The organism is Propionibacterium freudenreichii subsp. freudenreichii (genome assembly GCF_000940845.1).
GTDB classification, from domain to species: Bacteria; Actinomycetota; Actinomycetes; order Propionibacteriales; family Propionibacteriaceae; genus Propionibacterium; species Propionibacterium freudenreichii.
Window position 1 is genome coordinate 1638917 of the sequence record NZ_CP010341.1, and the last position, 13843, is coordinate 1652759.

The 13843-nt window shown below is 67.1% G+C and carries 10 protein-coding genes; 3 read left to right on the forward strand and 7 right to left on the reverse strand.

The window, feature by feature from the left end:
* Nucleotides 1–12 precede the first annotated feature (12 nt).
* Nucleotides 13–3078, reverse strand: a complete 3066-nt coding sequence (gene uvrA / locus RM25_RS07130) for an excinuclease ABC subunit UvrA (protein ID WP_080516110.1) — start codon at nucleotides 3076–3078, stop codon at nucleotides 13–15.
* Nucleotides 3079–3289: 211 nt separating this feature from the next.
* Between uvrA and RM25_RS07135 the strand changes: the two genes are divergently transcribed.
* Nucleotides 3290–4036, forward strand: coding sequence for a maleylpyruvate isomerase family mycothiol-dependent enzyme (locus tag RM25_RS07135; protein WP_052809138.1), 747 nt, complete (start codon nucleotides 3290–3292; stop codon nucleotides 4034–4036).
* A 1-nt stretch (nucleotide 4037) separates the two neighbouring features.
* The gene (locus tag RM25_RS07140; RefSeq protein ID WP_013161394.1) at nucleotides 4038–4631 is read left to right on the forward strand and encodes an MBL fold metallo-hydrolase; all 594 of its coding nucleotides are present in this window, start codon (nucleotides 4038–4040) and stop codon (nucleotides 4629–4631) included.
* Nucleotides 4632–4665: 34 nt separating this feature from the next.
* Here the strand turns inward: RM25_RS07140 and RM25_RS07145 are convergent, their stop codons facing one another.
* The 6 genes from RM25_RS07145 to RM25_RS07170 all read right to left on the reverse strand — a co-directional run bounded on the left by RM25_RS07145 (nucleotide 4666) and on the right by RM25_RS07170 (nucleotide 12898).
* The gene (locus RM25_RS07145; RefSeq protein ID WP_013161395.1) at nucleotides 4666–5700 is read right to left on the reverse strand and encodes a TerC family protein; all 1035 of its coding nucleotides are present in this window, start codon (nucleotides 5698–5700) and stop codon (nucleotides 4666–4668) included.
* Nucleotides 5701–5890: 190 nt separating this feature from the next.
* Complete coding sequence (gene uvrB, locus RM25_RS07150; RefSeq protein WP_013161396.1) at nucleotides 5891–7975, reverse strand: excinuclease ABC subunit UvrB; 2085 nt, start codon at nucleotides 7973–7975, stop codon at nucleotides 5891–5893.
* 74 nt (nucleotides 7976–8049) lie between these two features.
* Nucleotides 8050–8718, reverse strand: a complete 669-nt coding sequence (coaE, locus tag RM25_RS07155) for a dephospho-CoA kinase (RefSeq protein ID WP_044636237.1) — start codon at nucleotides 8716–8718, stop codon at nucleotides 8050–8052.
* A gap of 3 nt (nucleotides 8719–8721) precedes the next feature.
* Entirely contained in the window at nucleotides 8722–9498 is a 777-nt protein-coding gene (locus RM25_RS07160) for a nucleoside phosphorylase (RefSeq protein WP_044636238.1), read from the reverse strand.
* A gap of 116 nt (nucleotides 9499–9614) precedes the next feature.
* On the reverse strand, nucleotides 9615–11069 hold the full coding sequence (gene rpsA / locus RM25_RS07165) for a 30S ribosomal protein S1 (protein ID WP_013161399.1): 1455 nt from the start codon (nucleotides 11067–11069) through the stop codon (nucleotides 9615–9617).
* A gap of 362 nt (nucleotides 11070–11431) precedes the next feature.
* On the reverse strand, nucleotides 11432–12898 hold the full coding sequence (locus RM25_RS07170) for an NAD-dependent succinate-semialdehyde dehydrogenase (RefSeq protein WP_044636239.1): 1467 nt from the start codon (nucleotides 12896–12898) through the stop codon (nucleotides 11432–11434).
* 219 nt (nucleotides 12899–13117) lie between these two features.
* Between RM25_RS07170 and RM25_RS07175 the strand changes: the two genes are divergently transcribed.
* Nucleotides 13118–13831, forward strand: coding sequence for a class F sortase (locus tag RM25_RS07175; RefSeq protein WP_013161401.1), 714 nt, complete (start codon nucleotides 13118–13120; stop codon nucleotides 13829–13831).
* Nucleotides 13832–13843 lie beyond the last annotated feature (12 nt).

Below are 13843 nucleotides of genomic sequence, written 5' to 3' on the forward strand. Positions count from 1 at the left end.
CGACGGGTGGGCTCACGCCGCCTTGCGCTGGGTCTTCTTCTTGGTCGTGACCGCCTTCTTCGTGGCCGTCCCCCGACCCGTGGCCGATGCCCGCGCACCGGATTTCTTGGCCCCCGAGGTGCGCGTGGCCGGCTTGCCGGCCTTCGACGCCCTGCCCCTGGTGCCCTTCGGGGCGGGTCCGGGTGCCGCCGCGACCTCCGCGGGGGGCTCCAGGGGCCCCTTCGCGGCATCGGGCGTGACGATCTCGGCCAGGTACTGGCCGGTGTAGGAGTCGGGGTCGGCCGCCACCTGCTCGGGCGTGCCCTGGGCGATCACCATGCCGCCGCGCGCTCCGCCCTCGGGGCCCATGTCGATCACCCAGTCGGCCGTCTTGATCACGTCCAGGTTGTGTTCGATGACCACCACGGTGTTGCCACCGTCCACCAGCTTGCCGAGCACGGTGAGCAGCTTGCGGATGTCGTCGAAGTGCAGGCCGGTGGTCGGCTCGTCGAGCACGTACAGGGTGCGTCCGGTGGAGCGCTTCTGCAGCTCACTGGCGAGCTTCACGCGTTGCGCCTCGCCACCCGACAGGGTGGTTGCGGGCTGGCCGAGTCGCACATATCCCAGGCCCACCTCCACCAGGGTCGCGAGGTGGCGATGGATCGACTGGATCGGTTCGAAGAACTCGGCCGCCTCCTCGATGGGCATGTCGAGCACCTCGGAGATGCTCTTGCCCTTGTAGTGCACCTCAAGGGTCTCCCGGTTGTACCGGGCACCGTGGCAGACCTCGCAGGGCACGTAGACGTCCGGCAGGAAGTTCATCTCGATGCGGATGGTGCCATCACCATGGCAGTTCTCGCAGCGTCCGCCCTTGATGTTGAAGCTGAACCGGCCCGGTTGGTAGCCGCGCATCTTCGCTTCGGGGGTCTGCGCGAACAGCCCACGGATCTTGTCGAAGACGCCGGTGTAGGTGGCCGGGTTCGACCGCGGGGTGCGTCCGATCGGTGACTGGTCCACGTGGATGATCTTGTCAATGTTCTCGGCGCCGGTGATCGAATGGTGGCGCCCCGGCACGGCCTTCGCGCCGTAGATGCGCTTCGCGAGTGCGGTGTAGAGGATCTGGTTGACCAGGGTCGACTTGCCCGAACCCGACACTCCGGTGACCGCGATGAACTGGCCCAGCGGGAAGCTGACGTCGATGCCGCGCAGGTTGTTCTCGGCGGCACCGTGCACGGCGATCGTGTGGCCATTCGGCCGGTGGCGTTGCGCCGGGATCTCGATGCGCCGCCGTCCGGTGAGATAGGCACCGGTGATCGACTCCCTAGAGGCGAGCAGGTCATCGAGGGTGCCCGAGACGACCACATGGCCGCCGTGCTCACCGGCGCCGGGGCCGATGTCGACCACCCAGTCGGCGGCGCGAATGGTGTCCTCGTCGTGTTCGACCACGATCAGGGTGTTGCCCAGGTCACGCAGCCGCAGCAGGGTCTCGATGAGGCGGCGGTTGTCGCGCTGGTGCAGTCCGATGCTCGGCTCGTCGAGCACGTAGAGCACGCCGGTGAGGCCCGAACCGATCTGGGTCGCCAGCCGGATGCGTTGGGCCTCGCCACCCGACAGGGAACCGGCCGGACGCGACAGCGTCAGATAGTCGAGTCCGACGTCGAGCAGGAAGCGCAGGCGTTCGCGGATCTCCTTGACCACGCGTTCGGCGATCTGCTTCTCCCGGTCGGTCAGGTCGAGCTGGTCGACGAAGCCGGTGACCTCGCTGATCGACATATCGGACAGGGTCGAGATGTTCACCTCGCCCACCGTCACCGCCAGCGACGAGGGCTTGAGCCGGGCCCCGTGGCAGGTGGAGCAGGGGATCTCGCGCAGGTAGCCGCCCCAGCGGTCGCGCGCGGCATCGGTCTCGGCCTCGTCGAAGCGCCGACGCACATAGGGCAGGATGCCCTCGTACTTCTGCGTATAGGTGCGGTTGCGTCCGAAGCGGTTGCGGAAGTGCACATAGACCGGGTTGTCGTAGCCCTTGAGGATGAAGGCCTGGGCGGTGCCCGGCAGGTCCTGCCAGGGCGTATCGACGTCGAAGCCCTCCTTCTCCCCCAGGCCCTGGAACACCTTCGCGTAGTGGTTGCGCAGGGTCGGCGTCGACCAGGGGGCAATGGCGCCCTCGGCCAGGGTGAGTGTCTCGTCGGGCACCACGAGGGTGGGGTCCACCTCCAGTTGCGTGCCGAGCCCGGTGCAGGCCGGGCAGGCTCCCCATGGCGAGTTGAAGCTGAACTGGCGGGGCTCCAGCTCGTCCATCTCGATGTCGTGCCCGTTGGGGCAGGCCATCTTCTCCGAGTAGGTGCGCAGCCGCATCGGATCCTTGGGCTCGCGATCGACGAAGTCGACCGAAACCACCCCGTTGGCCAGCCCGAGCGCGGTCTCGATCGAGTCGGTGATCCGCTGCTTGGCGCTGGCCTTGACCACCACGCGGTCGACCACCACGTCGACGTCGTGCTTGCGCTGCTTGTCGAGGGCCGGAACGTCGTCGAGCTGGTGCACCTCGCCGTCGACCCGCACGCGCGCATAACCGTCGGTGGCGAGTTGGCGGAACAGTTCGGTGTATTCGCCCTTGCGGCCGCGGATCACCGGGGCGAGGATCTGGAAGCGGGTGCCCTCGTCGAGCCCCAGCAGGCGGTCGACGATCTGCTGCGGTGTCTGGCGGCTGATCGGGGCGCCGCAGATCGGGCAGTGCGGGTGGCCGATGCGCGCATAGAGCAGGCGCAGGTAGTCGTAGACCTCGGTGATGGTGCCCACCGTGGACCGCGGATTGCGACTGGTGGACTTCTGGTCGATGGAGACGGCCGGCGACAGCCCCTCGATGAAGTCGACGTCGGGTTTGTCCATCTGTCCGAGGAACTGGCGGGCATAGGAGCTCAGTGACTCCACATAGCGGCGCTGGCCCTCGGCGAAGATGGTGTCGAATGCCAGCGACGACTTGCCCGAACCGGACAGCCCGGTGAAGACGATCATCTTGTCGCGGGGTAGGTCGAGGCTGACGTTGCGCAGATTGTGCTCGCGGGCACCGCGGATGACAAGTCGATCGTTCACGGGCTCCATGGTACGTAGCGGCTCTGACATTTCCAGACCAGCGACCAGTCGCCGGGACCCCGCCGATCGCGGTGCGCGATGGCCCGACGCGCCTCGTGCAGGTAGGTTCTTGTCATAACTTATTGATGTTGTGGTGCGCGCCCCGCGCGGGACGGAGGTCCCTGCGGTGGCGGGCAGCTGCACGCGAGGCGGGTCCGACAGGCCGGGCAGGAGGTGCGCGATGCCATCGGTGGAGGAGCAATCGGAGCTTCCCGGCGCCGGGGACATGCGTCCGATACGCCTGCGCAAGCTGGAGGCGACCCAGCGGCTGTTGGGCGACACCATCGCCATTGACGAGCGCAGCTGGCAGGAGCCGTGTCACCTGCCGGGGTGGACCCGCGCCCACGTGGCCACCCACCTGGCCCGCAACGCAGATGCCTTCACGCGCGTCGCGGCCGGCATGATGACCGGCATCAACACCCCGCTGTACATCTCGGAGCGCGAACGCTTCAACGACATCGAGCGCGGCTCGGAACGTCGTGCACTCGACCTGCAGGTTGACCTGGACACCTCGGCCGGCCGGCTCTACCACGGGCTCGACGAGCTGGGCGATATCGACGGCTCCCGACTCGTGGAGATCTCGCCGGGCCGCAAGCTGCGCATCGACCTCCTGCCGCTGGCCAGGCTGCGTGAGGTGGCCCTGCACCACGTCGACCTGGCCTGCGGATTCACCGTGCTCGACATGGACGACGACATCGCCCGCTGGGTGCTGGAGTGGACCTGTTACTGGATCGGCGATGATCCCCGACTGGCCCCGCTGCAGATCGAATCCACCTCCGGCTTCCACACCCGGCTCGGTGGCACGGGACGTCCCACTGCGGTGGGCGGCTCCGACGCCCTCCTGCTCGGCTGGCTGACCAACCGCCTGCCCGACGACCCGTCGGTGGCGAAGACCCTGCCCGCACTACCCGAAGGATGGTGGGCCTGACATGAAGTGGGAATCACGCAGCGTTGGCTCCATGGAGAACAACGCATACCTGCTGACCAGCAGCGACGATCACCTGGTGCTGGTGGACGCGGCCACCGAACCGGCCACCCTGCTCGAGTGGATCGGCCCGCGCACCCTGGACGCCGTGATCACCACGCACCAGCACTTTGACCACATCGGGGCCCTCGCCGCGGTGGTCGAGGCCACCGGAGCCACGCCCTGGTGCGGCGGGCCCGATGCCGCCTCGATCGCGGAACAGACCGGCGTGCAGTGCCGCACCGTGTGGACCGGCGACACGCTCCTGGTCGGCGACGAGGCCCTCGAGGTGATCGGCCTGGTGGGGCACACCCCCGGATCGATCGCGCTCGTCCTGCCGACCAACCCGACGGTGCTGATCACCGGGGACTCGCTGTTCCCGGGGGGCGTGGGACGCACCAAGGACCACGACGAGTTCGATTCCCTGTTCGGCGACGTCACCACGAAGCTCTTCGACCGCTTCGGCGATGACACGCTCGTGTTGCCGGGCCACGGGAAGTCCACGACCCTGGGCGCCGAGCGCCCCCACCTACCCGAATGGCGTGCCCGCGGCTGGTGAGGCCACACCGGGCCCCCGTCCACGGGCCCCGGGCTCAGGAGCCGTCGCCGGATCCGGCACCGGGTGACGAGGGCGCGGGTCCCTCGACGGCGCCGGTGCGTCGGGCGTGCAGCATCTGCACCACGCTGGCCAGGGCGGTCACCGCCAGGATGGCGACGATCACGATCAGCGAGATGCTCGTGGGGATCTCCACGCTGAAGCCCAGTTTCGCATCCCATCCGTAGTGGTGGCAGGCGTGCAGCACGAGCTTCGCGCCGATGAAGGTCAGCAGCACCGAGAGTCCGATGGGCAGGTAGACCAGTTTCTTCAACATGCCGCCCAGCAGGAAGTACAGCTGGCGCAGCCCCATCAGGGCGAACACATTCGCGGTGAACACGATGTAGGGCTCCTGAGTGAGCCCGTAGATGGCGGGGATGGAGTCGAGGGCGAACATCACGTCGGTGGTGCCCAGGGCCACCACGACGAAGAACAGCGAGGTGGCCAGCAGCTTGCCGTCGACGCGCACGAACAGCTTGTCGGACTCGTAGTCGCCGGTAGTGGGCACGATCTTCTTCAGCCACCGCACCGCGGGACCGTCGGCGGCGTCTTCCTCCTCCTCCGAGGAACTTCCGGTGATGAAGTCCCGGACGAGCCCCACGGCGGTGTAGATCAGCCAGGCGCCGAAGATGAAGAAGATCCAGGCCAGCCGTGAGATCAGTGCGGCGCCCAGCCCGATGAAGATGCCCCGGAACAGCAGGGCCAGCATGATGCCGACCAACAGCGCGAACTGCTGCGCCTTACGCGGCACCGACAGCTTGGTCATGATGATCAGGAAGATGAACAGGTTGTCCATCGACAGGCTGTACTCGGTCAGCCAACCGGCGAAGAACTCACCTGAATACGCGGGTCCGGCCCAGAAGTGCATGGCGATGCCGAACAGGATCGCCAGGGCGACATAGAAGCCGACGGCGGTGACTGATTCCCGGATGCTCGGCACATGTGGTCGCCGCGACAACATCACCGCGTCGATCGTGAGCACCGCCAACATCACGACAATGGTCACGATCCAGACCAGCAGGGAAATGTGCACCGGGTACCTCCATCGGACGCAAGGTCTCTTCCCTCCGGACCGCGGGCCCGGAGCGCAGCGCCGGGCCACCTGTCGTGGCCGTACTGACGACTACTGCGAGGATGGAGTACTCCCCTTAGCGTCAACCATTGTTGCACCGGCAGCGGTGAGCACCAACCGCGCCCGGCGCGTCGGCCGGCGGCGGAAACCGCTACTTGGCAGCCTCCACCATGCCGCGCAGCTCCTTCTTGAGGTCGGCGATCTCGTCGCGCAGCCGGGCGGCGAGCTCGAACTGCAATTCGCCGGCCGCCGAATGCATCTGCGCGGTCAGTTCCTGGATGAGGCCGGCCAGCTCGGTGGCGGGAAGGTTCTCGCCGCGCTTGTGCTTGTCGGAGGTGGTCGGCAGGGCGCTCGCCTCGTGGCCGCTGCCCCGGGTGTCGGCAAGCAGCTTGTCGGTATCGGCGTCCTCACGCACGAGCATGTCGGTGATGTCGGCGATCTTCTTGCGCAGCGGCTGCGGATCGACGCCGTGGGCCTTGTTGTAGTCAACCTGAATCTGGCGGCGACGGTTCGTCTCGTCAATGGCCTTGGTCATCGACGGCGTCATCTGGTCGGCATACATGTGCACCTGGCCCGAGACATTGCGGGCCGCACGACCGATCGTCTGGATCAGCGAACGGTCGGAGCGCAGGAACCCCTCCTTGTCGGCATCCAGGATCGACACCAGGCTCACCTCCGGCAGGTCGAGTCCCTCACGCAGCAGGTTGATGCCCACCAGCACGTCATATTCACCCATGCGCAGTTCGCGCAGCAGTTCGACCCGCTTGAGCGTGTCCACCTCGCTGTGCAGATAGCGCGTGCGCACGCCATGCTCCATGAGGTAGTCGGTGAGGTCCTCGGCCATCTTCTTGGTGAGGGTGGTCACCAGCACGCGCTCGTCCTTCTTGGCGCGCGCCTTGATCTCGCCCATCAGGTCGTCGATCTGGCCATGGGTGGGCTTGACGATCACCTCGGGGTCGACCAGGCCGGTCGGGCGGATGATCTGTTCCACCACGCCATTGCCCCGGGCCAGTTCGTAGGGTCCCGGGGTTGCCGACGAGTAGACGGTCTGGCCGATGCGTTCGGTGAACTCCTCGAAGCGCAACGGACGGTTGTCCATGGCGCTGGGCAGGCGGAAGCCGTGGTCGACCAGGGTGCGCTTGCGGCTCATGTCGCCCTCGTACATGCCGCCGATCTGGGGCACCGTCACGTGCGACTCGTCGATGACCAGCACGAAGTCCTCGGGGAAGTAGTCGAGGAGGCAGTTCGGTGGCGAGCCTGCCGGACGGCCGTCGATGTGACGGGAATAGTTCTCGATGCCCGAGCAGGTGCCGATCTGGCGCATCATCTCGATGTCATAGTTCGTGCGCATGCGCAGCCGCTGGGCCTCCAGCAGCTTGTTGTCCTTCTCCAGTTCGGCCAACCTGTCGGCCAGTTCCGCCTCGATGTCGGTGATGGCGCGGGCCATCCGCTCGGGGCCCGCCGTGTAGTGCGATGCGGGGAAGACATAGACCTGCTTGTCCTCGCTGACGATCTCGCCGGTCAGCGGGTTCAGCGTGGTGAGGGCCTCGATCTCGTCGCCGAAGAACTCCACCCGGATCGCGAACTCCTCGTACATCGGGAAGATCTCGAGCGTGTCGCCGCGCACCCGGAAGGTGCCACGGGTCGCAGCCATGTCATTGCGCACATACTGCACCTCCACCAGCCGACGCAGCAGGTTCGAGCGATCCCATTCCTGGCCGACCTTCAGGTTGATCATCTGGTCGACGTACTCCTGGGGCGTGCCCAGTCCGTAGATGGCGCTCACGGTGGCCACCACGATGACGTCGCGGCGGGTCAGCAGGGAGTTCGTGGCCGAATACCGCAGCCGCTCGACCTCCTCGTTGAGGCTGGAGTCCTTCTCGATGTAGGTATCGGTCTGGGGCACATAGGCCTCGGGCTGGTAGTAGTCGTAGTAGCTGACGAAGTACTCCACGGCATTGTCGGGGAAGAATCCCCGCAGCTCGGTGGCGTACTGGGCGGCGAGGGTCTTGTTGGGCTGCATCACCAGCATGGGACGCTGCAGCCGCTCGGCCAGCCAGGCGACGGTGGCCGTCTTGCCGGTGCCGGTGGCGCCCATCAGCACGACGTCCTGCTCGCCGGCCTCAATGCGCCGGGCGAGCTCCTCGATGGCCTGCGGCTGATCACCTGAGGGCTCGAAGTCCGCATGCACCTTGAACGGGGCGACGGTACGGGTGATGGTGTCAACGGGGCGCATACCGCCGATATTAGGTGCGCCACGCAACCCGTTCGGGGCACCCCCGGGCTCGACGGGTCAGGCCGGCCGACTGCTCAGTGCCCGTCGCCCGTCAGGCGCCGCCACAGTGTGTCCACCTGGGTGCGGGTGGCGTCCAGGCTGCCGGAATTGTCGATCACCATGTCGGCGGCCGCCAGGCGTTCGGCCCGGGACGCCTGGGCCCCGATGCGGGCCAGTGCCTGTTGGCGGCTCAGCCGGTTGCGGGCGATCAGCCGGCGCAACTGGAGGGGTTCGGGCACGTCCACCACCACCACCAGGTCGAAGTCGTCCTGCTGCCCGGTCTCCACCAGCAGGGGCACGTCATGCACCACCACCGCGTCGGCGGGGGCCCGGTCCTCGAGCTCGTCGGATGCCTTCCAGACCAACGGATGGATGATCGCATCGAGGTCATGGCGTGCCCGGGCATCACCGAAGATGATGGCGCCCAGTCGGCTGCGGTTGAGCGCCCGATCCGGCGTCAGCACGCCATCGCCGAAGCGTCGCACCACCGCCTGCAGTCCCGGCGTGCCCACATCGACGACGTCGTGGGCGAGCCGGTCATGGTCGATCACCACGGCCCCGCAGTCGGTGAGCATGCCGGCCACCACGCTCTTGCCCGAGGCGATGCCCCCGGTCAGGCCCACCAGCGTCTGGCCGGGATGGCTCCGCTGCCGGGTGTCGCGGGCGGGCTTGCGGGGTGCCCCTGATGCCGGATTCGTCGCCACGGTTCAGGCCTGCGCCCGGGAGATCGCGTCCAGGGCCAGCTGCAGCGCCCTGTCCCGTTCGCTGTAGCCCCAGTCGCGGGCCTCATGGCCCTCGGGGCTGCCCAGGCTGTCCGCGGTGTAGAACAGCTGCGCGAAGTCGGCGCCGCGCAACTGTGCCGAGGCGGCCATCGCCGAGCACTCCATGTCGACGATCCGGCAGCCCTGGGCGAGCCGATGGGCGAGCATCTCGGGGGTCTCGCGGTAGAACGCATCGTTGGTCCACACGGGTGCCGACGAGGTGTGGTAGCCGGCCCGGGCCACCGCGGCCTCGATGTGTCCCCGCATGGTGGGATCCAGGTCGACCCACGGCGATGCCGGCAGATAGTGGTAGCTGGTTCCCTCATCGCGCAACGCCCGGGTGGGGACGAACAACTCGCCCTCCGCCAGCGCCTCGAGCGCACCGCAGGAACCCACCGCCAGGGCGCGCTTCACGCCGAACCGGAACAGGTAGTCGGTGCACATGACGGCCGCGGGCGAACCGAGCGGCATCCGCATGAGTGCCACGTCTCCGGTGGGGACCTTCGCCCGGTACACCGGGAAGACGTCCCCGATCATCTCGATGCGGTCGATCTCCGCCAGCTTGTTGTCGGCGGCGTATTCGTCGATCGCGGGTCCGAGGAAGGCAAAGACCGCCCGGGAGGGAAAGCGATCGGCCTCGACGGTCTTCGCCTCGCCCTGACCGATCAGGTCATGGGGGTCGTCATCGAACTCGAGCACGGGGAACTTGTCGGTGTGCAGCATGGGATTCCTTTGTCAGCAGTTGTCCTGATGGTGCCGGCGCACAGCACCGGGTGGGCACAGAAGGGGCCCCGACCGTGACGGTCGGAGCCCCTCCATGATCAGCTGTACCGGATGGATCAGTTACCGGAGAGCTTGTCGCGCAGTGCCTGCAGGGCCTCGTCGGAAGCCAGCGAGCCGGCCTCCTCGGCGGGAGCCTCGGGCGTGGCGGCCGTGTAGCTGGTGGCAGCCTCGACAGAAGCCTTCTGATCGGCTTCCTCGGCGGCCTCGGCCTGCTTCTTCAGCGCCTGCCAACGGGCCTGCGCCTCGGCGTACTGGGCCTCCCACGCAGCCTGCTGCTCCTCGTAGCCCGGCTTCCACTCGTTGGTCTCGGGATCGAAACCTTCGGGGTAGATGTAGTTGCCGTTCTCGTCGTAATTGGCAACCATGCCGTACAGCGACGGATCGAAGTCCTCGGCCCGCAGGTCGACGCCCTCGTTCGCCTGCTTCAGCGAGAGGCTGATGCGACGACGCTCAAGGTCGATGTCGATGATCTTGACCAGCACCTCGTCGCCGACGGAGACGACCTGCTCGGGGATCTCCACGTGGCGCTCGGCCAGCTCGGAGACGTGCACCAGGCCCTCGATGCCCTCCTCGACGCGCACGAAGGCGCCGAAGGGAACCAGCTTGGTGACCTTGCCCGGCACGATCTCACCGATCTGGTGGGTGCGTGCGAACAGCTGCCAGGGATCTTCCTGGGTGGCCTTCAGCGACAGGGAGACGCGCTCGCGCTCCATGTCGACGTCGAGCACCTCGACGGTGACCGGCTGACCGACCTCGACGACCTCACTGGGATGGTCGATGTGCTTCCACGACAGCTCGGAGACGTGCACCAGGCCGTCCACGCCGCCAAGGTCGACGAACGCGCCGAAGTTGACGATGGACGAGACGATGCCCTTGCGGATCTGCCCCTTCTGCAGCTGCTGCAGGAAGTTGTGGCGGGTCTCCGACTGGGTCTGCTCGAGCCAGGCGCGACGCGACAGCACCACATTGTTGCGGTTCTTGTCGAGCTCGATGATCTTGGCTTCGAGTTCCTGGCCCACATAGGGCTGCAGGTCGCGGACGCGGCGCATCTCAACCAGGGATGCGGGCAGGAAGCCACGCAGGCCGATATCGACGATCAGGCCGCCCTTGACAACCTCGATGACGGTGCCGGTGACGACGCCGTCCTCCTCCTTGATCTTCTCGATCGTGCCCCAGGCACGCTCGTACTGAGCGCGCTTCTTGGACAGGATCAGGCGGCCTTCCTTGTCTTCCTTCTGCTGGACAAGTGCCTCGATCTCATCGCCGACGCTGACCACCTCAAAGGGATCAACGTCATGCTTGATGGAGAGTTCCTTGGACGGAATGACGCCTTCCGTCTTGTAGCCGATGTCGAGGAGGACCTCGTCGCGATCGACCTTGACGACAGTGCCTTTGACAATGTCGCCGTCATTAAAGTACTTGATGGTGGAATCAACCGCTGCCTCAAAGGCTTCGGCACTCCCGATGTCGTCGACCGCGACCTGATTCGACGCCTCAGTGGAGGAGGTCATGTAGTAGGGCTCCGATGTTGGATGGATGTGAGATTGTGACGCGCGCAAACGCATCCCGCTGAACGGAACGGCGATTCGCTCCCGATAATTCCCGTCCGTCCGCAGGGACGGGCCGGACCATCGACAACGACGCCACACACTAGGTCTGGAGCGGCGTACACGGCGCTGACCAATTCTAGCTGTGCGGTTCACGCTGAGGCAAAAGACCCCCCGGATGGCAAATCACGTTGTCATCGCCGGCACATGCGGCGCGCGGTGACCAACCCGGACGCGGCATGGTCATGCCCCATCCCCCGGGCAGGAGATGGGGCATGTTGCCCACGAAATGGGGCGGGTTGGACCGCCCGTCCGGACCCGACCGATCAGCGCCAGGGGTTCGGCAGGGCCACGTAGATGGTCTCGAGGTATTCCTCGATGCCCTCGAAGGAGCCCTCACGTCCGAGGCCCGATTCCTTCACGCCGCCGAAGGGTGCTGCGGCATTCGAGAACAGTCCGGCGTTGGCGCCGATCATTCCGGTCTCCATGCGCTCGGCGAAGCGCTGGATGCGATCGAAGTCACGCGTGAACACATAACCCGCCAGTCCGACCGGCACCGAGTTCGCGATGTCGAGTGCCTCCTGCTCGGTGGAGAAGGTGGTGATCGGGGCCACGGGACCGAAGATCTCGGTGCGCATGATCTCGGCATCGGGCTTCACGCCGGTCAGCACGGTGGGCGGGTAGAAGCTGCCGACGCCGGTGGGCACCTCGCCGCCGGTCTCGAGCTTCGCGCCCGCCTCGACGGCGCGATCCACCAGCGCCGCAATGTTGTCGCGGTCCTTGGTCGCGATGATCGGACCGACCTTCGTGTTGGGATCCAGGCCGTCACCGATCGGCAGCGACGACATCCACGCGGTGAACTTCTCGGTGAATTCGTCGGCGATCGACTCATGCAGGATGAAGCGGTTCGCGGCGATGCAGGCCTGACCCATGTTGCGCATCTTGGCCGCCTTGGCACCCTCGACCGCGGCATCGACGTCGGCGTCATCAAAGACGACGAAGGCCGCGTTGCCGCCGAGCTCCATGCTGATCCGCAGGTTGTGGTGGGCTGCCTGGGCGCTGAGCATCTGGCCGACCGGCGTCGAGCCGGTGAACGACAGCTTGCGCAGGCGCGGATCATCGATCAGCGAGTCGACCACCTTGTGGTCGGTGCAGGTGATCACATTCACCACGCCGTCGGGCACGCCGACGTCAGCGAGCACCTTGCCGAACAGCAGCGTGGTGAGCGGCGTCGACGACGCCGGGCGCACCACGACGGTGCAACCCGCAGCCAGCGCCGGAGCGATCTTGCGGGTGGCCATGGACAGCGGGAAGTTCCAGGGCGTCACGAGCAGACAGGGTCCCACCGCGCGCTTGCTGATCAGCTGGCGCAGGTTGCCCTCCGGGGTGGGCATGTAGCGCCCCGCAATGCGCACGGCCTGCTCACTGAACCAGCGCACATATTCGGCGCCGTAGGTGATCTCGCCGTAGCTCTCCGCCAGGGTCTTGCCCATCTCGAGGGTCATCACCCGGGCGAAGTCGTCCTTGCGCCGCTCGACCTCATCGAAGGCGGCACGCAGCAGGTCGGCACGCTCACGCGGCGCAGTCGACTGCCACTCAAGTTGGGCCCCGACAGCTGCGTCGAGGGCCTGCGAAGCCTGGGTCACATCGGCGTTCGCGATGCTTGTCAGCACCTCGCCGGTGGCCGGGTTCGTCACATCGAATGTCCCTGCAGCGCCTTCGACGTTCTTGCCGTTGATGTACAAGGTACGCGGAGTGTCGGCGGGAAGCTCATGACTGATCTGTTCGCTCACGCCACCACTGTAGTCTCGCGCAGCGCGCGCCCAGCGATGCGCAGCCCGCCGATCGGGGACACTTAACGGACCCGTAACATGGGCGCCGGGCGAGCCCGCCGCCACCCGCGGCAGGACTGCCGATCGATCGCACTGACCGCTGCGCCATAGTCGCCACCACCCCACTGCCGCCTCCCCCGCCGGGAGACGAGGAGACGGGGAACCGGAACGGGGAACGCCATGACGAGGACCGGGATCCGCCTGGTGCGCCTGCTGGCACTGGTGGCGTTGGTCGTGGGACTGGGACTGGTGGCCTGGCGGGTGGTGCTGATCACCCCCAGCGACTACGAGAAGCAGCTGCCGACCGCCCCCGGCGCCCCGATCCCCGACGCGGCCTCCGCGGGGCTGGCGGGAACCGGTCCCGCGCACGGGCCTGCCAACGGAACCGGCGGTGGTGCGGTGCCGGCCGGTTGCGATCCGCAGCCCCGGCCCCTGGTCGGGGCCCGCATGACCCTCGAGGGCCACCGCAGGTCGATGCCGATGATGTCCCTGGGGGTCGCCCCCGATCAGGCACCGGCCTCCCCACCGTCCCATCTCGGCAACACCGTCGGCTGGTTCGATCGCAGCGTCCCACCGGGAGCGGCACAGGGCCGGGCGGTCCTCACCTCGCACACCTTCCGATGGGGAGGGGCACTGGGCAACGAGCTCAACCACGGCCTGTTGGCGCCCGGCGACGTGATCCGCATCTCGGATGGCGGGGGCCGCGACGTCTGTTACCGGTTCACCGGGGCACTCAAGGTGCGGGTCAGCGACTACCGACCCGATTCGGGGCTGGTCTACGACAATGACGGTCCCGCGCAGCTGGTGATCGTGGTGTGCTCGGACTATCCCCTGGTCGGCGACGCCGCGGCATCGCGCGCCCTCTATTACGCCGACCTGGTGACCGGACCCTGATGCGAGCGCCGC

Excerpts from the sequence above, each read along its gene's own strand:
- rpsA (WP_013161399.1), bottom strand. The coding sequence starts at position 11,069 with ATGACCTCCTCCACTGAGGCGTCGAATCAGGTCGCGGTCGACGACATC.
- RM25_RS07135 (WP_052809138.1), top strand. The coding sequence starts at position 3,290 with ATGCCATCGGTGGAGGAGCAATCGGAGCTTCCCGGCGCCGGGGACATG.
- RM25_RS07140 (WP_013161394.1), top strand. The coding sequence starts at position 4,038 with ATGAAGTGGGAATCACGCAGCGTTGGCTCCATGGAGAACAACGCATAC.
- uvrB (WP_013161396.1), bottom strand. The coding sequence starts at position 7,975 with ATGCGCCCCGTTGACACCATCACCCGTACCGTCGCCCCGTTCAAGGTG.
- uvrA (WP_080516110.1), bottom strand. The coding sequence starts at position 3,078 with ATGGAGCCCGTGAACGATCGACTTGTCATCCGCGGTGCCCGCGAGCAC.
- RM25_RS07160 (WP_044636238.1), bottom strand. The coding sequence starts at position 9,498 with ATGCTGCACACCGACAAGTTCCCCGTGCTCGAGTTCGATGACGACCCC.
- RM25_RS07175 (WP_013161401.1), top strand. The coding sequence starts at position 13,118 with ATGACGAGGACCGGGATCCGCCTGGTGCGCCTGCTGGCACTGGTGGCG.